The 21836-nt window shown below is 72.6% G+C and carries 19 protein-coding genes and 5 tRNA genes; 9 read left to right on the forward strand and 15 right to left on the reverse strand.

The features are described 5' to 3' along the window. Positions 1-43: 43 nt before the first annotated feature. From VK501_RS12635 to VK501_RS12650, 4 genes are all read right to left on the reverse strand, one after another. On the reverse strand, positions 44-1675 hold the full coding sequence (locus VK501_RS12635) for a hypothetical protein (protein ID WP_324337809.1): 1632 nt from the start codon (positions 1673-1675) through the stop codon (positions 44-46). A gap of 94 nt (positions 1676-1769) precedes the next feature. Next, positions 1770-2468 (reverse strand): DUF4389 domain-containing protein, encoded by a 699-nt coding sequence (locus VK501_RS12640; protein ID WP_324337811.1) that lies wholly within the window; start codon positions 2466-2468, stop codon positions 1770-1772. A 74-nt stretch (positions 2469-2542) separates the two neighbouring features. Next, positions 2543-4504, reverse strand: coding sequence for an acetoacetate--CoA ligase (locus tag VK501_RS12645; RefSeq protein ID WP_324337813.1), 1962 nt, complete (start codon positions 4502-4504; stop codon positions 2543-2545). Between the two features lie 45 nt (positions 4505-4549). Then, complete coding sequence (locus VK501_RS12650) at positions 4550-4672, reverse strand: hypothetical protein (RefSeq protein WP_324337815.1); 123 nt, start codon at positions 4670-4672, stop codon at positions 4550-4552. A 77-nt stretch (positions 4673-4749) separates the two neighbouring features. On the opposite strand from VK501_RS12650, the gene VK501_RS12655 reads away from it, so the two are divergent. Both VK501_RS12655 and VK501_RS12660 read left to right on the forward strand, forming a co-directional pair. Continuing rightward, positions 4750-6147, forward strand: coding sequence for an amidase (locus VK501_RS12655; protein WP_324337817.1), 1398 nt, complete (start codon positions 4750-4752; stop codon positions 6145-6147). Continuing rightward, positions 6144-6899, forward strand: coding sequence for an inositol monophosphatase family protein (locus VK501_RS12660; protein ID WP_324337819.1), 756 nt, complete (start codon positions 6144-6146; stop codon positions 6897-6899). Before VK501_RS12655 ends, VK501_RS12660 begins: the two co-directional genes overlap by 4 nt. 147 nt (positions 6900-7046) lie before the next feature. On the opposite strand, the gene VK501_RS12665 is transcribed toward VK501_RS12660, so the two are convergent. The 3 genes from VK501_RS12665 to VK501_RS12675 are packed head-to-tail and all read right to left on the reverse strand — an operon-like array spanning position 7047 to position 8088. After that, complete coding sequence (locus VK501_RS12665) at positions 7047-7451, reverse strand: TIGR03618 family F420-dependent PPOX class oxidoreductase (RefSeq protein WP_324337821.1); 405 nt, start codon at positions 7449-7451, stop codon at positions 7047-7049. A gap of 38 nt (positions 7452-7489) precedes the next feature. Further along, entirely contained in the window at positions 7490-7615 is a 126-nt protein-coding gene (locus tag VK501_RS12670) for a hypothetical protein (protein ID WP_324337823.1), read from the reverse strand. Then, the gene (locus VK501_RS12675; protein WP_324337825.1) at positions 7612-8088 is read right to left on the reverse strand and encodes an Lrp/AsnC family transcriptional regulator; all 477 of its coding nucleotides are present in this window, start codon (positions 8086-8088) and stop codon (positions 7612-7614) included. The genes VK501_RS12670 and VK501_RS12675 overlap by 4 nt, the downstream gene beginning before the upstream one ends. A 102-nt stretch (positions 8089-8190) precedes the next feature. On the opposite strand from VK501_RS12675, the gene VK501_RS12680 reads away from it, so the two are divergent. Further along, the gene (locus VK501_RS12680; protein ID WP_324337827.1) at positions 8191-9090 is read left to right on the forward strand and encodes a phenylalanine 4-monooxygenase; all 900 of its coding nucleotides are present in this window, start codon (positions 8191-8193) and stop codon (positions 9088-9090) included. Positions 9091-9127: 37 nt separating this feature from the next. Here the strand turns inward: VK501_RS12680 and VK501_RS12685 are convergent. After that, a tRNA-Leu gene (locus VK501_RS12685) sits at positions 9128-9210 on the reverse strand. A 28-nt stretch (positions 9211-9238) separates the two neighbouring features. Next, positions 9239-9727 (reverse strand): hypothetical protein, encoded by a 489-nt coding sequence (locus tag VK501_RS12690; protein ID WP_324337828.1) that lies wholly within the window; start codon positions 9725-9727, stop codon positions 9239-9241. Between the two features lie 73 nt (positions 9728-9800). Between VK501_RS12690 and VK501_RS12695 the strand changes: the two genes are divergently transcribed. Both VK501_RS12695 and VK501_RS12700 read left to right on the forward strand, forming a co-directional pair. Further along, a tRNA-Leu gene (locus VK501_RS12695) sits at positions 9801-9883 on the forward strand. A 54-nt stretch (positions 9884-9937) separates the two neighbouring features. Then, positions 9938-10010: transfer RNA gene (locus VK501_RS12700), tRNA-Trp, on the forward strand. Between the two features lie 33 nt (positions 10011-10043). Here the strand turns inward: VK501_RS12700 and VK501_RS12705 are convergent. Continuing rightward, positions 10044-10403: a hypothetical protein gene (locus VK501_RS12705; RefSeq protein WP_324337829.1), complete on the reverse strand. Its 360-nt coding sequence runs from the start codon at positions 10401-10403 to the stop codon at positions 10044-10046. Between the two features lie 184 nt (positions 10404-10587). Between VK501_RS12705 and VK501_RS12710 the strand changes: the two genes are divergently transcribed. Then, positions 10588-11112 (forward strand): hypothetical protein, encoded by a 525-nt coding sequence (locus tag VK501_RS12710; RefSeq protein WP_324337830.1) that lies wholly within the window; start codon positions 10588-10590, stop codon positions 11110-11112. Here the strand turns inward: VK501_RS12710 and VK501_RS12715 are convergent. Next, positions 11109-12224: a class E sortase gene (locus VK501_RS12715; protein ID WP_324337831.1), complete on the reverse strand. Its 1116-nt coding sequence runs from the start codon at positions 12222-12224 to the stop codon at positions 11109-11111. The genes VK501_RS12710 and VK501_RS12715 overlap by 4 nt on opposite strands. An 83-nt stretch (positions 12225-12307) precedes the next feature. Continuing rightward, complete coding sequence (locus tag VK501_RS12720) at positions 12308-14323, reverse strand: ATP-binding protein (protein WP_324337833.1); 2016 nt, start codon at positions 14321-14323, stop codon at positions 12308-12310. A 66-nt stretch (positions 14324-14389) separates the two neighbouring features. Here VK501_RS12720 and VK501_RS12725 point away from each other — a divergent pair, with 66 nt between their 5' ends. The 3 genes from VK501_RS12725 (at position 14390) to VK501_RS12735 (ending at position 15437) form a co-directional block, all read left to right on the forward strand. Continuing rightward, complete coding sequence (locus tag VK501_RS12725) at positions 14390-15232, forward strand: SDR family NAD(P)-dependent oxidoreductase (protein ID WP_324337835.1); 843 nt, start codon at positions 14390-14392, stop codon at positions 15230-15232. 32 nt (positions 15233-15264) lie between these two features. Further along, a tRNA-Gly gene (locus VK501_RS12730) sits at positions 15265-15336 on the forward strand. 27 nt (positions 15337-15363) lie between these two features. Continuing rightward, positions 15364-15437 (forward strand) — tRNA-Pro (locus VK501_RS12735). 267 nt (positions 15438-15704) lie between these two features. On the opposite strand, the gene VK501_RS12740 is transcribed toward VK501_RS12735, so the two are convergent. The 3 genes from VK501_RS12740 to VK501_RS12750 all read right to left on the reverse strand — a co-directional run bounded on the left by VK501_RS12740 (position 15705) and on the right by VK501_RS12750 (position 21537). Next, complete coding sequence (locus tag VK501_RS12740; RefSeq protein ID WP_324337837.1) at positions 15705-18635, reverse strand: hypothetical protein; 2931 nt, start codon at positions 18633-18635, stop codon at positions 15705-15707. Further along, on the reverse strand, positions 18632-20260 hold the full coding sequence (locus tag VK501_RS12745) for a phospholipase D family protein (RefSeq protein WP_324337839.1): 1629 nt from the start codon (positions 20258-20260) through the stop codon (positions 18632-18634). The genes VK501_RS12740 and VK501_RS12745 overlap by 4 nt, the downstream gene beginning before the upstream one ends. Positions 20261-20397: 137 nt before the next feature. Further along, a complete protein-coding gene (locus VK501_RS12750; protein ID WP_324337841.1) occupies positions 20398-21537 on the reverse strand; it encodes a DUF6361 family protein in 1140 nt (379 codons plus the stop codon). Positions 21538-21836: the final 299 nt, after the last annotated feature.

Here is a 21836-nt window from a genome sequence, read left to right on the forward strand (position 1 = left end):
CGTTTCGCAACGGGGCCTGGCCCCGTGTGGCCCCGTGCGTGGGTCAGCGGCTGGGGAGCACGCGGAGTGTGGCCCGGTCGACCGACTGCGCCGCGCCGTCGGTCGCGGTGAGCGTCACCGCGTAGCTGGCGGCAGCGAGGCGGCCGAGGGGCAGCTGCTTGCGGCCGGCGGTGCGAAAGGTCGTGCGACGGCTCAGGATGGTGCGATTGCCGCGCGTCAGGCGCAGCTGCACGACGGCGGGGCCGGTGAGGACGATCCGCAGCGTCGTGGCGCGTCCGGCGCGGCCGGTGAGCTTGCTGGACGCGAACGCGGCGGTGAGCGTCGGCGCCGCCGCCCGGCCGTCGAGCCCGGGCGCGCCGTCGTTGCCCGAGGCGCCGTCGCGGCCCGCGGTCCCCGCGACGCCCGCGGTCCCCACGGTCCCCGCGGCGCCGGCGGCTCCCGCGGCCCCGGGCGCACCCGTGGCGCCGGTGGCACCGGCAGACGCCGGGCCGGAAACGCCGTCGGGGCCGGTCGCGCCCGTCGCGCCCGCCGGACCCGCCGGGCCTGGGAGGTCGGGGATCCGCAGGCGCAGGCGGTTGGTGCCGGAGTCGGAGATGAGCGTGGTGCCGTCGGGCAGGTCGATCGCGCCGCGCGGCGTGCTGAGCGAGGCGAGCCCGGCCGGGCCGGCGTCGCCGCAGAGCGTCGTCGCCGTGGCGCACAGCGCGCCGGAGCCGGCGATCGTCGTGATCACGCCGGCCGAGGTGACGCGGCGCACGCGGTTGTCCACCGTGTCGGACACGAGGTAGCCGGTGCCGGTCGCGTCGGCGGTGATCGCGGCGGGGCCGTTGAACAGCGCCAGGGGCGCCGGCCCGTAGTCGCCGCAGAGCGAGAGCGCGGTGGCGCAGGCCGCGCCGGTCCCGGCGATGGTCGTGATGGTGCCCGCCACGTCGACCTTGCGGATCCGGTTGCCGCCGGTGTCGGCGATCAGGTAGCTGCCGTCGGCGAGCGCGGCGACGTCCTGCGGGCCGTTGATGCTGCCGAGCAGCGCGTTGGCGTTGTCGCCGGTCGACGATGCCGCCCCGTTGCCCGCGATCGTGCTGATGATGCCGCCGCTCACCAGCCGGATCCGGTTGTTGGTGGTGTCGGCGACGAGCAGGTTGCCGGCCGTGGTGACGCCGACGCCGCTGGGGCCGCTGAGGCCCGCCAGCGTGGCCGAGCCGGAGTCGCCCGAGAAGCCGGCCACGCCGGTGCCCGCGACGGTCTGGATGATGCCGGCGGGGTCGACGCGGCGAATGCGGTTGCCCGCGGTCTCCGCGATGTACCAGGTGACCCCGTCCGGAGCCACGGCCACGTCGCGGGGCGCGTTGACCTGGGCGAGCGGCGCGCCGGCGCCGTCGCCGACGCTGCCGGCCACGCCGGTGCCCGCGGCGGTCGTGATGATCCCATCGGGCGCGATGCGGCGCACGCGGTTGCCGACCGTGTCGGCCACGAGGATCGACCCGTCGGCCAGGCGCGCGATGCCGCGCGGGCCGTTGAGTTGTGCGGCGGCGGCCATGGCGCCGTCGCCGACGGCGCCGGCGGTGCCCGTGCCGACCTTGGTCAGCAGCAGGTCGGCGCGCGCGGCCGGCGGCGCGACGCACGGCAGGAGCGCGAAGGCGGTGACCAGCGCCGCGTGGCGGGGACCCAGGTGGAACATGGGCCGGGTGGTCGGCGGGGGCACTCGAACACCCGTCGACCGGCCCGCCATATGGAGGTTCGCGGCGCGAAAGCTGCCGCCGACCGCGCGGTTCTCAGCCGTTCAGCGGATCGCCGCCCGAGAGGCTCCCGCGCTGGCCGGGCGCTTCCGGCGCCGCGGGCGGGGCCTGGGTGGTCGGCGCGGGTGGCAGCCCGGTGCCGCCGTCGCCACCGCCGAGCGCGGCGCCCTGCTGATCCAGGAACGGCGGCCAGTCCTCGGTCAGGAGCATCAGGTAGGCGTACGCGCGCTGCTGGTAGGAGACGCCCAGGACGATCATGTCCTGCAGCCCCTTCGGCTGCTTGCCGAGGATGACGATCGCGAACCAGGCGATGAACAAGCCGACCGAGTACACGACCTGCATCGCGTAGACGATGATCAGCACGGGGATCGCCAGGATGATCCGGAACAGCACCTTGACGCGGTTGTACTCCGCCTTGGGCGGCGGGACCCGGATCTGGACGGGGTAGTTGTCCGTGTCGCCGCTGAACGGCGGGTACCGGTCGGTGAGGAACGTGATGTAGGCGTACACGGCGGTGCTGTAGCGGAGGAATCCTGCGGCGAAGTCGTAGAGCGCCTGCGGGTAGCGCCCGGTGAACAGCAGCGCGAACCAGGCGACGATCACCGCGATGCCCACCGCGATGCCCCAGACGTACAGGACGATGAAGTGGGGGATGGCGAGGATGTAGCGGAAGAACGTCGTGAGGCGGCTGCGCTTCTCGACGTACTGCGCTTCGAAGGTCGGCTGATCGGTCACGAGACGAACCCTAACCCCGTGGCGCGTCGGATGCCAGGGCGGTTGCCCACCCGCAGACGGGGGGTGCTACCGCACTATCCGCCCCGCGCCAGCTCCACGAAGACGTCGAGCGCGGCCGGGTTGGCGAGCGAGTCGCGCGATGCCGCCTGGTCGGCGGGCTGACCCATGAGGATGCGCTTGACGGGGACCTCGAGCACCTTGCCGCTGAGCGTGCGGGGGACCTCGGCGATCTGCCGGATCTCGTTGGGCACGTGGCGCGGCGAGCACTCCTCGCGGATGCGCTTGCGGAGGCGCGCGATCAGCTCGTCGGTCAGCTCCTCGCCCTCGCGCAAGACCACGAACAGCGGCATCCAGCCCTCGGTGCCTTCACGCGGGATGTCGACGACGAGGGCGTCGACGACCGCGTCGTCGGCGAGGACGGCACGGTAGATCTCGCTGGTGCCCATGCGGATGCCGCCGCGGTTGATGGTGGAGTCGCTGCGGCCGTAGATGATGGCCGTGCCGCGGTCGGTGATCTCGATCCAGTCGCCGTGGCGCCAGACGCCGGCGTACGTGTCGAAGTACGACTCGCGCAGGCGCTGGCCGTCCTCGTCGCCCCAGAAGCAGATCGGCATCGACGGCATCGGCTCGGTGAGCACGAGCTCGCCGACCTCGCCGAGATGGTCCCGGCCCTCGGGATCCCATGACTGCACGTCGGCTCCCAGCGCGCGGCACTGCAGCTCACCGAGGTAGACCGGCAGCGTCGGCACGCCACCGACGAACGCGGTGCACACGTCGGTGCCGCCGCTGGTGGAGAACAGCCACGTGTCGGCGCCGACGTGCTCGTAAACCCACTCGAAGCCCTCGGGCGACAGCGGCGAGCCCGTCGAGCCGACGGACTTCAGCGCGCCCAGGTCACGGCTGCCGCCGGTGGGCTCGACGCCCTCCTTCTGGCACGTCGCCAGGAACGAGGCGCTCGTGCCGAACGTCGTCGTGCCGGTGTCGGCCGCGAGGTCCCACAGGCGGTCGAGGGTGGGCGTGGCCGGGTTGCCGTCGTAGAGGACGATCGACGCCGGCGTCAGCAGCACACCGGCCAGGAAGTTCCACATCATCCAGCCGGTCGTCGTGAACCAGAAGACCCGGTCGCCGGCCTGCGCGTCGAGGTGCAGGTGCATCTTCTTGAGGTGCTCGAGCAGGATCCCGCCCTGGCCGTGGACGATCGGCTTGGGCAGCCCGGTGGTACCGGAGCTGTAGAGCACCCACAGCGGATGGTCGAACGGCAGTTGCGCGAAGTCCAGCGGCTCCTGCTGCTGGATGAGCTCGCCCCAGGGCACGGCGCCCTCGACCTCCCCGGAGCCGAGGTAGTCCAGCAGCACGACGTGCTCCAGCGACGGGATCTCGCGGGCGAGCGCGGCGACGACGTCGCGGCGGTCGAAGTCCTTGCCGCCGTAGCGGTAGCCATCGACGGCCAGCAGCACCTTCGGCTCGATCTGCGAGAAGCGGTCGACGACCGAGCGCGTGCCGAAGTCCGGTGAGCAGGACGACCACGTCGCGCCCAGCGAGGCGCACGCCAGGAACGCGGCGATCGCCTCGGGGATGTTCGGCAGGTAGGCGACGACGCGGTCGCCCGGGCCGACGCCCCAGAGCCGCAGGCCGGTCGCGATGCGCGCAGTGAGGTCGCGCAGCTCGCCCCACGTCATCCAGTCCAGCTCGCGGGTCTCGGAGGCGTGCTGCAGCGCGAGGTCGGCGTCCTGCTTGCCGCGGAAGACGTGCTCGGCGTAGCTGAGCCGCGCGCCCGGGAACCACTCCGCGCCCGGCATGTCGCGCGAGCCGAGCACCCGCTCGTACGGCGTCTGCGCCTGGACGTCGAAGAACTCCCAGATCGCGGCCCAGAAGCCCTCGAGGTCGTCGACCGACCACTGCCACAGGGCGTCGTAGGAGCCCGTCACGTCGACGGCGCGCGTCGCCGAGACCCAGCGGGCGAAGCGCGTGATCGTGGCGTGCTCGACACGCTCGCTGGTCGGCGTCCACAGAACCTTCGGCTCGGCGCTCTCCATCGCGGTGCACTCTGTCACAGCCGCGCCGGTGCGGTCACTGGTTGGTCAGGGTGCGGCGGTGACCGTCAGCGTCGCGCTCATGCCCGCCGCCGCATGGTCGCGGGCGGCGCGGCGGGCGTGCCCGGGGTGACCGGCGAGCGCGAGGGCACGGTGGACGGGCGCCGGCATGGTCACGGGTAGCATCGACGCCGCCGCGGTGGACCTGAAGGATCAGGCGGGCGGGCTGCCCGATAGCGTGCCCGCCCATGGACCCCGACACGCTCGCCTTCGCCGGCGCCGCCGAGCAGGCACGACTGATCCGCGACGGCGAGGTGAGCTCGCGCGAGCTGGTCGAGACGACGCTCGCGCGCATCGACCGCCTCGATCCCGTGCTCAACGCCTATCGCGTCGTGTTCGCCGAGCGCGCGCTCGCCGAGGCCGACCAGGCCGACGCCCGCCGCGGCGCCGGCAACGAGCGCCCGCTGCTCGGGGTGCCGGTGGCGATCAAGGACGACGTGGACGTCGCCGGCGAGGCCACCGCGTGGGGCACCGCGGCGCACGCCGGGCCGGTCGCGCGCGACGCCGAGGCCGTCCAGCGCCTGCGCGCCGCGGGCGCGGTGATCATCGGCAAGACGCTCGTGCCGGAGATGACGATGCTCCCCGCGACCGACACCACCACCTTCGGCTCGGTGCGCAACCCGTGGGACCTCACGCGCACGCCCGGCGGCTCCAGCGGCGGCAGCGCGGCCGCGACGGCGGCGGGGCTGTGCGGCGTGGCGCTGGGCTCCGACGGCGCGGGCTCGATCCGCAACCCGGCGGCGTGGACCGGCATGTTCGGGATCAAGCCGACGCGCGACCGCGTCCCGGTCGCCCCGCACGCCGACGCGTGGCAGGGCCTGTCGGTCAACGGGCCAATCGCCCGGACGGTCGCCGACGCGGCGCTCTTCCTGGACGCGACGATCGACGACGCAGGCGTGCCCGAGGGCGGCTTCGCGGCCGCCGCGGCGCGCGAGCCGGGCCGGCTGCGCATCGCGGTCAGCACCAAGGTGCCGACGGGCGCGCTGCCATATATCGGCAAGGAGGAGCGGCGCGCGGTCGCCGCGACGGCCGAGCTGCTGCGCGGGCTCGGCCACGACGTCGTCGAGCGCGATCCGGACTACCCGCCGACCATTTGGCCGTCGGCCTACCTGCGCGTACTGCGCGGGATCTCCGACGACGTCGCGGCGTCGATGCCGTACCCCGAGCGGCTGGAGCGCCGCACGCGCCGCATCGCCGCGATCGGCGGCCGGATCCCGAGCGGCGTGGTGCGCTGGGCGCGGGAGGCGGAGGCGGGGCAGACGCGCCGGCTCGCCGCGCTCTGGGACCACGTGGACGTGCTGCTCACGCCCGCGGCGGTCGACGGCCCGTACGAGGTCGGGGTGATGGGTGCACGCGGCGCCGCCGGGTTCATCGCGCGCGGCGCCGAGCGCCTGACGTTCATGCCGGTCTGGAACGTCACCGGCCAGCCCGGCGCCTCGGTGCCCAGCGGCTTCGACGACGACGGGCTGCCGGTCGGCGTCCAGCTGATCGGGCGCCACGGCGACGATGCGCTGCTGTTGTCGCTCTCGGCGCAGATCGAAGGCGCGCGGCCGTGGGCCGGCCGCCGCCCGCCGGTTGCCGCATGAGCCACGCCGAGCTGCTGGACATCGCGACCGAGGCGGCGCGGACGGCGGGCGCGCTCCTGCTGGAGCGCTTCGGGACCGAGCTCGTGCTGGCGACGAAGTCGACGCCGACCGACGTCGTCAGCGAGGCCGACCTCGCCGCCGAGCGCGCGATCCGCGAGGTCCTCGCCCGCCGCGCGCCCGACGACGCGGTGATGGGGGAGGAGGGCCCCGACGTCGGCGGCACCAGCGGGCGCCGCTGGATCGTCGACCCGCTCGACGGCACGGTGAACTTCTTGTACGGGTTGCCCATGTGGGCCGTGAGCGTGGCGTGCGAGGGGCTGGCGGGCGTGGTCTACGACCCGCTGCGCGACGAGCTGTTCGCCGCGGTGGCCGACGGTCCCGCGACGCTGAACGGACGTGAGCTGCGGGTGGAGGGGCCGAGCGAGCTGAGCCAGGCGCTCGTGGCGACCGGCTTCGGCTACGACCCGGCGCGCCGGATCCTCCAGGCCGAGGTCGTCTCCCGCGTGCTGCCGCGCGCCCGCGACATCCGCCGCGGCGGGTCGGCGGCCCTCGACCTCGCGTGGGTGGCGGCCGGCCGGCTGGACGCGTACTACGAGCGCGGCATCAACCCCTGGGACGTCGCGGCGGGCGAGCTGATCTGCGCCCGCGCCGGGCTCGTCGTCGAGCGGCTCGATCCCGTCGGGGAGCTGCCGTGGGGCGTGCTCGCGGCGCCGCCCGCCGTGGCGGGCGAGCTGCGGGCACTGGTGACGTGACGCCCAGCCCGCAGGCGCGCGCCGCGGCGGCCGGCTGAGCGACTCCTAGGGGCGTGGGTCCCACAACCCGCCGCGGGTTTCGCCCTCTGGGCGAAGACCCGCAAGGGAACCTGGCGCTCTGGGCTCGCTGGCCGCCTACGGGCACCCCTAGTTGCCGCGCAGGACGACGCGCTCAGGCGCGAGCCGGAACGTCACGCGCTGCTCGTCGGCGGTGCGGCCGGGGTAGCTGTCGACGTCCAGGTACTTCTTGGCGAGCGCGTCGATGACGTCGTCCGCGCCGTCCTGCGTGTCCTCGTCGATCGTGGCCACGATCGAGACGAACTCGTAGGGGTTCTCGGCGTTGGCGACGCTGATCGTCGCCTGCCCGGCGCGGCGCAGGTTGTTGGGCCAGCCGCGGCCCTCGGCGGAGTTGACGACGACGCGCCCCTGGTCGTCGGCGTCGGCCCAGACCACGACGCTCTGGATCGAGCCGTCGGTCCGCGGCACCGAGAGGTGCGCGAAGTTCTTGTCCTGGACGATCTCGCGTGCGCGACCTTCGAGCTTGCTGGCCACCGGGTGTCTCCTGACATATGGAAGGGGTCGGCGTCAATCTACCTGCCCGTTCGCAGGGCTCCCGCACGCGCGTAGCGGGCCGCCAGCCGGCGGAAGCGCCCGCCGTCGGTGCGTTTGGTCGTGGTGCCGTCGGCCCCGCCGCCGAGCAGGAGGGTCGCGATCACGTCGGGGCCCCGGCCGCCGCGACGAGCGGGGCGGTGCGGTAGCGGATCGGCTGGCTCAGGGCGATGTAGCTCGTCGAGCGCCGGATCGCGTTGTTGGACAGCAGGCGGTTCACGATCTCCTGGAGGTGCTCGGTGTCCTGGGCGACGATGCGGCACAGCAGATCGCTCGGTCCGCTCGTCGCCGTCGCCTCGAGGACTTCCGGCGTCGAGTCGAGCACCGAGACGGCCTCCTTCAGCCGGCCCTGCGCGATCTGCAGGAAGACGAACGCGAGGACGGGATAGCCGAGGCGACCGGGGTCGACCTCCGGTCCGTAGCCGCGCACGACGCCGCGCTCCTCGAGCTTGGCCAGGCGCGCCTGCACGGTGCCGCGCGCGACGCCGAGGCGGCGCGACGCCTCCATGAGCCCGAGGCGCGGCTCGTCGCGCAGCAGCGAGATCAGGCGGTGGTCGAGATCGTCGATGCAGCTGGTCAAGATGTACAGAGCCTACGCCGGTTGACTGCGCATCGATGGGCAGAATGCCCGGTCGAGCTGGTCGCTCTTGCCAGCGCGGGCCGGTGGTGGTCTCCTTCGTGCATGTTCGAAGAGGCCCAGCTCTACTCGCCGGTGACGCAGGGCGCCGACGGCCGCGTCGAGGTGCACCTCGGCGAGGACCATCCCGGCTTCCACGACGAGGTCTACCGCGCGCGGCGCAACGAGATCGCGGCCGCCGCGATGGCCTGGACGCCGGGCGAGCCGATCCCGCAGATCGCCTACAGCGACGTCGAGAACGACATCTGGCGCACGGTGTGCGGCGAGCTGCACGTCAAGCACGAGAAGTACGCGTGCCGCGAGTACCTCGAGGCCAAGGCCGCGCTCGGGCTGCCCGAGGATCGCGTGCCGCAGCTCGACGAGGTGACCGCGGCGCTGGCGCCGCTGACCGGGTTCGAGTACCACCCGGCGCCTGGCCTCGTGGAGCTGCGCGAGTTCTACGGGTCCTTGGGCGATGACGTGTTCCACTCGACCCAATATGTACGCCATCCGTCGGAGCCGCTCTACACGCCGGAGCCCGACATCATCCACGAGGTCATCGGCCACGGGAACATGCTGGCCAGCCCGCGCTTCGCGGCGATCAAGCGCGAGGCCGGGCGCGCCGCCCAGCGGGTCCAGACCGACGCGGCGCTGCAGGTCGTGGCCGACGTGTTCTGGTTCACGATGGAGTTCGGCGTGCTGCACGAGGGCGGCGAGCTCCGCGCCTACGGGGCCGGCATCTTGTCGTCCTACGGCGAGATCGAGGAGTTCCGCCACATGGAGATCCGTCCGCTCGACCTCGCCGAGATGACCACCATCGACTACGACATCACCAAGTACCAGCCGGTGCTCTACGCGGCGGACTCGATCTCCCACCTCGAGGATGCGGTGGGCGGGTTCTTCGCCGCGGCCGACGACGACACGCCGGCGCGGCTGAAGGCGGCGGGCGTGGGCGGGCCGTCGTAGGCGGCCGCGGCGGTCACCGCCACTCAGCTCGACGCGATACCCGGGGTGGGAATCGAACCCACACGCCCCGAAGGGCAGAGGATTTTGAGTCCTCCGCGTCTACCGTTCCGCCACCCGGGCGGGTGAAGAAGCCCGCAGTCTAGAGCCGCTATGCAGCCTGCGGGGCGCCGCGGCTGGACTTGACCGGCGCGGGCGTGCGCTCGACTTCGACGTTCCAGGCCTGGACGAAGCCCCGCATCGCGAAGGCGACGAGGAGGATCTGGACCGGGATGATGAGCGCCGTCACGAGGCCGAGGACCGCAGCGTCGATCGCGGGCTGGGCGAAGCCCGGTGCGTCGCGATCGAACCAGCCGGGAACGGCGACGGCCGCGAAGATCGCCAGCAGGATCGCGAGCGCGGCGGCGACCGGCAGCACGCCGCGGTTCCACCGCGCGACGTAGAAGGCGATGACCAGATAGATGACGACGTAGCCGATCTGCACGGGCTTGGCACCCGCCAGCGTGCTCCATCCGCCGATGGTCACGACGAGCATCAGCGCGACCGAGACGAGCAGCAGCAGGAGCACGACCGCCTTGGTCGCCTTGTTCGCGGCCTTGGCCCGGTTCGGGTGCTCGATGACGACGTCGTTCTCCTCCATCCCGCGCCGACCATACAATCCTGAGCGGTCGCGCGCGACGGTGAACCTGTCTTCACGCGCGACGCGGAGCTGGGCGGGTGTGGCGGAACTGGCAGACGCGCGAGGTTTAGGTCCTCGTGGCCTATGGCCGTGGGGGTTCGAGTCCCTCCACCCGCATCTCCGCGCGCATGACGCCAAAGCCCGGAGCGGCTAACCTCTCCGGGGCAACCCAGGGGAGTAGCTCAATTGGCAGAGCACCGGTCTCCAAAACCGGGGGTTGCAGGTTCGATTCCTGTCTCCCCTGCTGCACCGGTCCTCGCCGCGGGCCGCCGCACACTCAACCCAACCCCGCGGCCTCGCGTACTCGCGCGGCGGCCGACGGCACGTCGTCGAGGGTGACCACCAGGCGGTCCCAGTCGCCCCCCTCGGCCTCGATCACGAGCGCCGGCGTGCCGCAGTAGACCGCCGCGAACGTCCGGATGCCGCCCCGGCGGCGGAAGCGCCCGAAGGCCAGCCGTCGCGGGATGCCCGTCCCGCCGACGCGCCAGCCCAGGTCGACGTCGCAGCCGTCGGGCACCACGGACACCGACCGGATGTCGCCGGTCGGGACCGACACCTGGCGGGCGAGGGCCATGACCGCCTGTCGCCCGGAGAAAGAGACGACGACGCGGCCGTCTTGCAGGTCGAGCGTGGGCATGGCGTGCATCCTGCCAAAAGGCTGGAGCACTGAATATAAGATTTGCCGTGCGGCCATCGGCGCAGCCTGAACGTTCGGCGAGTTCCGAGCGTCAGGGCGATGCACCGGTTGCCAACGCATCGGCCCGTCGCTACTCTCGCCGTGCGCCTGGGGAGGCGTCGGGAACGGATTCGGAAGTACTGCCATGAAGCGCATCTCACGCCACACGGTCGTGGTCATCGTCGTCGCCCTGCTCACGAGCCTCGGAGGGATGGGCGTCGCCGTCGTCGCCTTCGGCCAGGACGGGGCCGACCAGGACGCCGGGGTTCCACTCGGGGACTTCACCGGGACGACGCCCCGCCAGGCCGTCACGCCGACCTCGGCCTACACGACCACCACGCCGACCTCGGGCTACACGACGACCACGCCGACGTCCGGCTACACGACCACGACGCCGTCGACGGTCACGACGCCCTCGACCACCGGTCAGTCGTCGCCGACCACGCCGTCGGGCAGCTCGAGCGAGCCGTCGCAGACGCACGGCAGCACGGCGTCGAACCCTGGGACGTCGTCGCCCGCGCAGCCCTCGCGCGTCACGCGCGCCGGGCCCACCCGCCTCGCCTTCACCGGTGCCGACCCGATCCTGCTCGGGGGCGCGGGCGTGCTGCTCATGCTCGCCGGGTTGGGACTCCACCTGCGCCGCCGGAAGGCGACGCAGCTGCACCCCTAGGCAGCGGCCGCGCCACGGGGCGCGGCCCGCTCGAGGCGGGCGATCACGATCAGCCGCTTCGCCGCGCTGTACAGCGGGTGGCAGGCGGTGAGGACGAGGCGCTGGCGGCCCGCGTCGCGCAGTGCCGAGACGTCCTCGGGCTTGACGATCCGCGCGCCCTCGACGCGGTAGGTGAAGCGGCCGTAGGGCATCGTCACGTCGATGGCGTCGCCGCGGCGCAGCGCGTCGAGATGGCGGAACGGCGCCCCGTAGGTCGTCCGGTGGCCGGCGATCCCGACGGTGCCCGGCTGACCGGGGAGCGCGGTGCCGGTGTAATGCCCGGGTCCGCGGCGCAGGCTCGCGGTACCGGTGCCCTGGACGACGACGAAGTGCGCGTCGATGCGCGGGATCCGCAGCTCGCCGACGGCGCGGCCGCCGTCGGTGCGGCGCTCCAGCTCGGTGGCCAGCGCGCGCATGCGCACCTGCGGACTGGCCGGGAGCGCGGCCGCGGCGGCGGTGGCGGGCGAGCGTGTGGCGAAGGTCTGGTCGAGCCGCTGCAGGTCGCCGGCGAGGCCGTGCTGCTGGTGGGCGGCCCAGAGGGCGGAGACCGGCTCCTGCCAGAGGACCGTGGCCGCGGCGTCGCCGAGGGCCAGCGCGCCCGCCGCGACGAGGAGCGCCGGCAGGGTGGGGCGCAGCGCGCGCAGGCGCGGGCGCGGGACGGCGACGGCGGCGCTTGTGGGGGCGCCGTCGGTGGGGACGGTCGCCGCGTCGCGCTCCACGCGCTGCCGCAGCGCCGCGACCTCGGCGCCCAGCGCCGCGACGCGCGCGGCGAGCTGCTCGACGCGCCCGTCCTGGACGGTGGGGCCGGGCTCCAGCCACCACGCGCCGCCGTCGACGGCCAGGTGCAGCGGCACCTCGAAGTCCACCGCGAACGCGGGTCCGTCCGGCCCGGCGGCCGGCAGCGCGGTCCCCGGAACGCAGGCGAGGCGGCGCCACGACGGCCCGTCGGCGATCAGCAGCGCGGGCAGCGCGAGGCGGGTCGGCGCCGCCGCGCGGGCACGGCCGGACAGGCGGACCAGGGCAAAGCCGGGTCCGCCACCCGCGTACTCCGCGTGTGCGACGTCCAACGTCATGGCAGGCCTTGGCGGCCCTCCTGGCCGCCGCGCGGCAAGTGTACGGGCCCGAACCACCACTTCCCAGGGCTGCACCCTGGCCGTCAGGCGTGCTTGGCGATGAGGAAGTCGGCGACGCGCTGAGAGGCCGCGCGCAGGCGGCGGAAGTACGTCGCGCGGCTGACGTGCAGCTCGTCGGCGGCGAGCTCGTGGCTTCCCGCGGGGTCGAGGTAGCCGCGCTGGACGACGCGGCGCAGCAGCTGCTCGTCGGGCGAGTCGCCGAACGCGCTCGCGACGGCGTCCTCGATCTCGGCGCGCACCGACGCGCTGCGCTCCTCGGTGCTCGCGCCGCGCGCCAGCGGGCTGGCCGCCAGCTCGAGCGGGTGGTCGAGGCTGCGCAGCGCGTCGCGCACGACCTGGACGGTGATCACTGCGGCCGCGGGGCGGCCGGGCGACTCGCGCGCGCCGTTCGAGCCGTTGCCGGCGCGGGCCTCCGCCGGCGGCGGCGTCAGCCCCAGCTCGCCGTACACGGCGGCGCGGATCCCGCCGAGCAGCCCGTCCGCGGTGTGGTCGACCACGTGGCACTCCACGACCTTCGTGCCGAAGGCGATGTCGAGCTCGACGATGTGGTTGGTCGCGACCGCCTTGGCGAACGCTCGCGCCGCCGCGTTGTCGGGATCGATCGGGATGTAGGACCAGCGCGGGTTGGTCAGCCCCGAGCGCAGGATCGCGGCCGTGTTGAGGATCGACAGCACGGGCGACGCCGCGTCGCCGTGGCCGACGAAGTCGATCGAGTCGCGCCAGATGAGGACCTCGTCGCCGGGGTGCTCGGCGCGCGCGTGGGCGAGCCAGGGACCGAGGCACACGTCGGTCTCGGCGACCGGCGGCGCGTTGTCGGGCGTGACCGAGATCGCCAGGCCGCAGAGCTGGTCGAGCTGGTCGCGCACCGTGACGACGCGGTCGGGCGCCTGCTCGAGGATCGGCAGCGTGACGTCCCACCACGCCCCGCCGTTGGTCTTGGCGAGGAAGCGCTCGCGCGCGGCGTCCTGGTCCTCAGCACGCCAGAGGTCGGAGCGGTAGGTCGTCGAGCCGTCGGCGCCGAGGCCCCAGCGGATCGCGGGGCTCTCGACCAGCTCCGCGAGGTCGACGACCATGCGCGGACCCACGCGCAGCCCGCGCGTGTAGAGGTGGTCGGCGATGCGGCGGCGCAGCTCGCGGTCGCGCTCCGGGGCTCGCGCGCGCAGGTCGGAGCGCATCGCCTGGCGGACGATCTCGTGGAGCGTCAGCCCGCCGCCCACCGCCTCGGTGAACGTGCGCTCGCGCAGCCACGCGTACGCCTCGTCGGGGTCGACGTCCGGCAGCACGTCGCGCAGCAGCCGCGCGTCGCACGTGCGCGCGATCGCGGCGACGGCCGCGACGTCGAGGTTGCCGCCGTCGAGCTCCGTGCGCGCGATCCGGTGCAGGATCGCCTGGACGAGGTTGGGGTGCTCGTGGATGCGCTCGGGTGCCCAGGAGCCGCCGTCGCGACGGGCGGCGTCGGCGGCGAGCGACAGGGCGAGCGGCGAGCCGTCGGCCCACGTGACGAGCTGGCGGCTCAGCTCGCCGTCGGGCAGGCCGTGGGCGAGGACGAGCCGGTGGGCGACGTCGGCGGGCAGCGGGTCGAGCTTGAGCTCGACGGCCAGCCGCTCCCAGCCGCCCTCGAACCAGCCGCGCTCGGGCGGCGTGCGGCCCGCGAGCACCACGACCGAGCGCGCCGGCAGCGACGGGAGCAGGCGACCGCGCAACCAGCCGTCGGCGGCCGACATGCGCTCGTAGGTGTCGAAGAGGATCAGCGGGCGCGCCTCGCCGCTGACGTCGCCGAGGGCCGACTCGATCTCGCCGGGCACGGGCGCGAGGTCGCGCCCCTCGACCAGCCGGCTCGTCCAGCCGCGCTGCGTGCCGCGGCGGGCGACCTCGCGCAGCAGCGTGCTCTTGCCGATCCCGCCCGGGCCATGGACGAGCACCACCTGGGCGGGCGGGTCGTCGACGAACAGCGAGTCGAAGAAGGCGAGCTCGCGCTCGCGGCCGACGAAGCGCTGCGCATCGCGGGCGGCGAGGCGTTCGGCAAGGGTGCTGGACACGGCGATTCACCTGAAAGCGTCCCACGGCTGTCCAGTGGCGGACCGCTCCATAGACTTCCGCCTCGAATGGGCGGGCCTTCGAAGATCTTCCGGGCCGGCCTGCTGGCCGGCCACGCAGCCGTCGTCACCGGCGGCGGAACCAACCTCGGACGGCAGGCGGCGGCCGAGCTGCTGGCCTGCGGCGCGCAGGTCGTGATCGCGGGGCGCCGTGAGGACGTGCTGGCGGCGGCCGCCGACGAGCTCGGCGACGGCTGCTCGTGGGTGAGCGGCGACATCCGCGAGGCGGCCGACGCCGAGCGGATCGTCGCGACGGTCCTGGAGCGCCACGGCCGGCTCGACGTGCTGGTCAACAACGCGGGCGGCCAGTACTTCGTCCCGGCCGAGGCGATCGCCGCCAAGGGCTGGCGCGCGGTGATGCGGCTGAACGTCGAGGGGACGATGACCATGACCACGGCCGCGGCCGACGCGCTGCGCGCCGGCGGCGGCGGGACGGTCGTCAACGTGACGGTCTCGCCGCACCACGGGATGCCGGCGATGGCGCACACCGGCGCGGCCCGGGCGGCGGTCGAGGCGCTGACCCGCGAGCTGGCGCTGCGGTGGCGCGAGCACGGCGTGTCGGTGGTCGCGGCGGCCATCGGCCGGTTCGACACGGAGTCGCTGCGCAAGTACCCCGAAGTCGTCTGGCGCGGCGCGGCGCGCAGCGTGCCGCTGCAGCGCCTGGGAAGCATGGACGAGTTCGCGTGGCTCGTCGCGATGCTGGCCTCGCCGCTCGGGCGGTCGCTGAGCGGGACGACCGTGACGCTCGACGGCGCAGCGGACAACTGGTGGGGCGCCTGGCCTCCTCCCGCGATCGCCGACGACGCCGGCACGGTCCCGACCGAGGCACGCAAGGCCGCACCCGGCGGCTGACCGCTCCGGAGCAGTACAATCGCCGCAGGCTTGCGGGCGAGGTGTCAACGGCTGCACGGGAGCCTTCCAAGCTCTAGGAGCGGGTTCGAGTCCCGTCGCCCGCTTCGTCCGCAGTCAGCAGTGCATAGCCACGGGGAGTGGCGCAGTCTGGTAGCGCACCCGGCTGGGGGCCGGGCGGTCGCAGGTTCAAATCCTGTCTCCCCGATAAGCACGAAAGGCCCGCAAATGCGGGCCTTTTTCGTGGGCTGAGGCGGGTGTGGCGAGAGGCTTGCGGTCCAATTTGCGGTCCAATTTCTGCACGGCACACCTCGGCTGGGTCGCGAGTCTCAAGACAGACCGGATCGCAGCGACTCGTTCTCCGATAGTGAGAGCGCCGTACGCAACGTTTGCCTGGGGCTTGCGAAACCGGTGTTCGGCCAACCGCGCACCGCGCCGCCACTACGTTGCGGCGAGCGGCTGTCGGGAGCTGCGGCTATTCGCGTCCTCGCGAACGGCTCCTGCTTTCGTCTCGCGGGGTGAGGTCGATGATCAGCTCCCGCGCCAGCGCCTCGTCGATCGCGTCGCCCTCGCTCAGGACTTCGAGGAGATGGTCGGGGTTGGGCTGCCCGAGCGTGAGCCGATATCGCGCGACCCGACGCAGCAGCGGACCGATGTCCGCACTCTCGGCGCTCAGCGGAAGGTGCGGCAGATGACGCTGAATTCGATGCGGTCCCAGGCTGACCCATGAGGGCGCCATGCCGTCGTCGCTAGGTGAGGCGGCTCGCGCGGCGTCGGTTCCCGCTTCCCAGAGAGCCCGCCACGGCTCGCCGATGGGTGCGGCGAACGCGGCGGGGCGGTGCATCTCTGCGAGGTTGCGACGCTGGACGTGTCCGCGAAAGCGGTCCACGCGCCCTTCTCGCTGCTCGAAGTCGATCGGCGATCGAGGCAGGTTCCAGTGGACAACCGCGTGGCACCACAGATGGAAGTCCAGCCCTTCCTGGCCGACGGACGTGGTCGCCAGGATGAACGGCGGAAACGGCGAGTTGAAGGCCAGCCGCAGGCGCTCGACGTGGTCTCGCTCCTGAGCGGCAGCGTTGGCCGTCGGGATGCGCATCGCGGCCCTCGTCGTCATCGTGGCCCGGCCTGATCCTCCCGGGACGTGCACCCTCAATGGCACGGCCGGCAAGTTGAGCGCCTCACGAAACGCCCGCACGACCCGCTTGACGTCATCGTTCTCGTTGGACTCCGAGGGCGCCCAGGTGACGAGAGCGGCGAGGTGCTCGTCGACGACTGCGGCAAGGTCGGCCATCACGCACAGTCGCAGGATCCTCCGCCACCAGTGCTTCTCGCGGGGCGCCAGTCGGCGGGCCAATGCCAGGCTCTCCGGCTGTTCCAGCAGATTGCGGAAGCTCTCGGCGATGAGCGCCGCGTGGCGAGCGAGCTCCTCGGTCCGGCGCTCGGGAAAATGACGGACAAGTGCGCGAAGGACCGAGGTCGCTGGGCCGAGGGCGGACTCGGCGAGCACCAGCGGCAGGTCCTTCGGCTGGCGTCCGAGCTGCTCGGGATGGGCGACAAGGTCCTCGAGCTCCGAGCGCCGGCCGGACCATGCCGCCTCGCCGCAGCCACGCATCCAGGCGATGTCGTCGTCCATGAGCAACGGCGCGATGACGTACCAGCGCCGATCGACTGATCCCGTTGCCGGGTGCGGCGATGGGATCCGGTCCCGCAGGGCATGGGCTGCGGCCCGGCGCAGTTGGTTCCACCCAAGCGCCTCGCCTCCGTTGCGTCGCACGAGGTTGATGGGATCGATGAGCCGCGCCAGCGTCACGCTCGGAAGCAACGAGGTCAGCTCGGTCATTGGCCCGTGGGGCCGGACTTGCAACGGGCGCGACGACGGCGCGCGCCGCAGGGCCGCCGTTCGCACGTCGTGGCTCACCATGCTCGCGATGGCCTTCGGCGCGACGGTCCACGCCGTGAAGACGAGGAGCTTGGTTGCCGGACCGGTACCGCGAAGAGTGGTGGGGGCGGCAACGTAAGGAAGGCTCGGCGCCAGCCACGGACGGCTCCAGCGACCTTCGTCTGCGACGTGTTTCAGCAGAGCGCGGGTGGCTGGGTTGCCCGGAAGCAAGCTGCCCGACTTCAACATGGCCTTGGTGAGTCGCGCCGACGGCCAGTCGTTCGCGCGCCGCGCGCGCCGCGCGAGCTCGTAGTCGTCCATGAAGTTCAGCGGGTAGGACGCCGACTTCCAGTAGCCGACTACGCCCGGCAAGCCGGTCCGTTGTCCGATGGCGTCGAGTTCTGCGAAGGTCCGGACATCGCTGACGTCCAGCGCGACGCGGATGGTCTGAGGGTCCACAGCGTTGGCGGACGTCTGCGGTCGCTCGGTGCGAGCGATGAGCGGGGAGAGCAGCCCTTCGACGCGCTTCTTGGCTTCGCGTGCGCTTGCGCCCTCGTCCGCACCAGCGCGCAGCAGGCCGTCGCGGAGGTCCGCAAGCGCGGATGAGAGGTCTTTGGCGCGGCCCGGCGTCGCCGGGTCCAGCAGCCCGACGAGCCGGAGGAGCCCAAGGTTCTCGGTGCTGGTGTTGGTGAACGGCGTCGCCGACAGGAACAGCACGGGCGCTGAGCGCAAGAGCTTGACCGCCAGCTCAGTGTCGAGGGCGTCAAGGAAACGTTGGAACTCGTCGACCACGATGAGGTCTGCCCTTAGGAGGTCGATGCAGGCGTCGGCGAGAACATGGCGCAGCGCGCCGATCACCTCGCGTCGTCGCTTGGGGAGGAGGACCTCTGTCCCGGCAATGTGCGCGCGGAGCTTGGGGGCGAGCGGGTGGGTGCTCCACATCCGCCGAAACGGCCGGAGCACCGCGTCGGGGAACCGGCTCTGCGCGTTGTCGTACAGCACGGGAAACGACTTGACAGCCGGCGGACCGAGCAGCTCGACGAGGCGCTCGCGACGTTCTGCCTTCGGCCCGGCCAGCCCGGCGCTGCCCAGCAGTCGACCGAGGAGCGCCCGCTCCCGAACAGTGCCGGTCGCTCGCCCACCCATTGACAGCGACGTGCCTGGCGTGAACGCGAGCACCTCCAGCGCGGCGTCGGGCTGGAGCGCCGTCGGCAGCATCGTCACCCGGTCGACGGTCGAGAAGACGGCGTCGTCGCCGCCGCACCGCAGCAACGGTGCGTTCTGCTTTGCGATCGCGAGGCTCGAGCTCAAGTACACGACACGCAGGCCGGTCTTGCCGCGGCGCTCGCTCTCCTCGCGCGTCCGGGCGATGACCCCGCGCGCAACGCGCGTCTTGCCGAGTCCGACCTCGTCGGCGACGAGAAAGCGGGCGTCCGGGCTACGGTGCAGCGCTTGTAGCGCGGCATCGGCGGTGCGCCGCTGAAAGGGCGCGAGCTCGTCGAGGATCTCCGCTGCGGAGAACGTCACTGCCGCCCCGCCAACGCTGCGTCGAACGTGTCCCACAACGCGCGAAGCGGCTCGGTCCGCGGGTCGTCTCGCGGGAGCCCCGCGATCACCGCCCCCGCCCGCCGCAGCCGATCGGGGTCGCGTGCATACGCCCTGACCATCTCCTCGATGAGCGGCAGCGAGGGCAGGACGTCCGCGGACTCGCCGTCGGCGTCGATGAGCGCGCGGGCGGCCGCCGACGCGGATCTCGCGTCGTGCCCGCTCGTGAGCAGCAAGAGGATGAGACGCAGCATGACGTCGACGTCCGGGACGATCGCGCGAAACAGCGCAGCGTGGCGCGCCTGGTCATCGGGCACGGTGAGGACGGCTACGACGAGCAAGGTGAAGGGGTCGCCCGCCGGGCGACGAACCTGGACCTCGAGGAGGCTCGTGACGTCCTGGAGGAGGACCAGCGGCCATTGGGCCTCCGCGTGGGCGGCGTCGAGGTCGAGCATGAGGCGATCGGCCGAGCGCCCCGAGGCGAAGCCCACACGGATCTTGGCCTCCGGATCCGGCCGCGCCTCAGGCCAGTCGACGGTCAGCGTCGCGGCCAGATGACCGTCTGGTTTGGGCGTCACCGTCACTCGCCAGATCCCTTCGGCGAGCGCCTGACGCAGCGCCTGCTCCCCTTGGTTGCCCTCGTCGTCGTCGTCGTCGTCGCTCGGTGGTCGGATGCCGTGCGGCTCGAGCAGTGTTCCGAGACGGTCACCATCGGTGCTCAAGAGCGCGTCGACGCCGCCGGCGGCGGTGGACGTTGTCAGCTCCAGCAGTGCCTCCGCGTTGCGTCGCACGCCGTTATCGGTGGCGTTGAGTGACCCCAGCCACCATCGAGAGCGGCCCCCTGCTTCGTCCAGCACCACGAGCTTTGCGTGCAGTTCGCCGCTGAGCCCATCGTCGTCGGCCGCGAGGTCCATGAGGCGCCGGAGGTCAGCTCGCGGCAACGCGCCGCCTGCGGCCAGGCGATCGAATGTTTCGGGACGCGACACGACCGTTATTTGGTCGCTCTGCGCGGCGAGGGCCCGAAGGCGATCGAGCCCGATGAAGGGCGACATCACGAGCATCTTGGACCCCGAGCGACCCGCCATTGGATCTGCGCCCTCACCCGCCGACCACGCGTGCAGGCGCAGCTCGTGGAAACCGGGCGGCGCCAAGAACCGGACCGACGCGGCGGAGCGCGTGAGGTCCTCGATGAACGCGTCTTCGGGGGCGGTGGCGCGGAGGAGGTCAATCGCCGGCTGGGCCGCTCCGACAACGCCGGCAGCGTCTTCCTCGAGTACGACGACGAGGTCCCACGACCGGTCGTCAGTGAGGTTGCGCGTCGAGAGCACGAGCCGGTGACTGGGCCGCGAGTCCTCGTCAACGAACCGCAACAGCCAGAACTTCGGGTGGAAGTGCGCGCCTACCCGGACGACGGTAGGCACGATGGTCGGCTCAAGCAGGGCATACAGACGGCTTGGGCGCGAGGGGGCGCTGATGTAGCGGGCATCGGAGAGCACTCGGATCCTCTCCGCGTACGCCAGCAGCGCGCCGAGCAGGACGGGTGCCGCCGGCGTCTCGTCCTCGCCAGAGGACGCATCCCCGGCCCCGATGTCGACGCCGTCGAGCAACGCGAACGTCAGCGGTACCGCGAGTAGCGTCCGCAGGTCGAGGGTGAAGGTCGTGCCTACGGCGGCGTCGAGGCGGAAGCCGACCGGCGGCCGCAACACCGATGACAAGGGCTGGCGCGTGCGTGGGTCCAACCGAGTCACGGTCGCGCGTCTTTGATGTCGGAGACGATGCTGCGGGCGACCCCGGCGCGGAAGTCGTAGGGGTGGGCGAGAGCGACCGGTTCGGGTCGCTCTTCGGTCAGCCGCGTGCGGCCTCGCTTCACGCGATGCTCGCGGACGACGATCCGCTCCTGGGCCTCAGTTGACTGCGCGAGCGGCTCTGAAGTACGAAGGACGAGATCGCGCCAGGCGCGCAGGAAATCGAGAGCGCGACGTGCGTTCGGACGCTCTTGGAGGACACCGGCGGCGAAACGGTCGAAGTCCCAGGCGGCGAGGGCCCGGCCGGTGCTGCCCGAGCGGACTCGGTGCTCGGCCGCGTCGAGCTGCTCGCTGTGGGCATCGGGGTCCACGGCGGCTCGGTCGGACACCATCAGCGCATACAAGGCTCGGGCCGACCACGCGAGATCGGCGAAGCACGCCGCGTCTCGCATCTGCTGGTCGAGCACCGGTGACGCCGAGGCCGGGACCGTGCGCCAGTCCCACGATTCGGGGTCAAGGTCCTCGTCCAGCATGAGTGGTAGCCGCGACGCGTGGCGGCCGGGCGCGTGCCGGTCGCGTGGGTGCACGACAGGATCCGTAAGCAGTTCGGCCAGAAAGCCCGCCTCGCCCGCCTCGAGACCGATGCGCTGGCGCCGCGGGAAGTCCTGGGGACGAGCCGGAAGTCGCGGGTGCCATATCGCCGAATGCTCCTGGCCAGGCCGAGATCGGGCGGCCGCCGCGGCGGGACGGGAGAGCTCCGCGAGACGGATGCCCCAGAGGGCCAAGCCGTTCCAGACGACCTCGTCCGGCAGACGCGCGACGTCCTTCTGCGCGCCGATGATCCCTCGGTTGGCGGCGCGGTCGCGTTCCTCACGGTGGGCGGTCAGCGCGCGTCTGAGCTTTCGCTGAGCTCCGGCTGGGTCAGGCCCTTGGTAGCACCACGGAACCAGTACGAGGTACCGAGCCCGGCTCCACAGCGTCGAGGTCCCGGGGAAGAGGTGGTCGGAGCAGAAGTCTCGGATCGCGCCGAGCCCGAGCTGGTCGAGCGTGCCACCGTCGGAGTCGGTCGTCGCGGCGATCAGCCGGCGGGCCTGCTCACTCGCCGCTTCATCGGCGTCGAGCCACGAGATGGAGCTCATGCCCCGACTTGGTAGCTGGCAGTCACTGGCCCGGAGACCTTATCTCAGCCTGCACACTCAGATGTTCGAAGCGGCTTCCGACGCGCACCAACTCAGGTGGACGCACGAGACACTCCGTCACGCGCGACCGGCTTACGGCCTGACACCTGACGATCGCAGGCCAGTCCGCACTGAGGCATTTCGGACACCCAGACGTCCCGGTGACGTGTAGCCGGCACGCACCGCTGCGATGACCAGTCTTGCGATGAAAGTCCCCGCGCGTGTCTCCTTTTCGCGGGAAACGTGAACTGCTCGCGACG

This window comes from Baekduia sp. (genome assembly GCF_035318805.1).
In the GTDB taxonomy this organism is placed as follows: domain Bacteria; phylum Actinomycetota; class Thermoleophilia; order Solirubrobacterales; family Solirubrobacteraceae; genus Baekduia.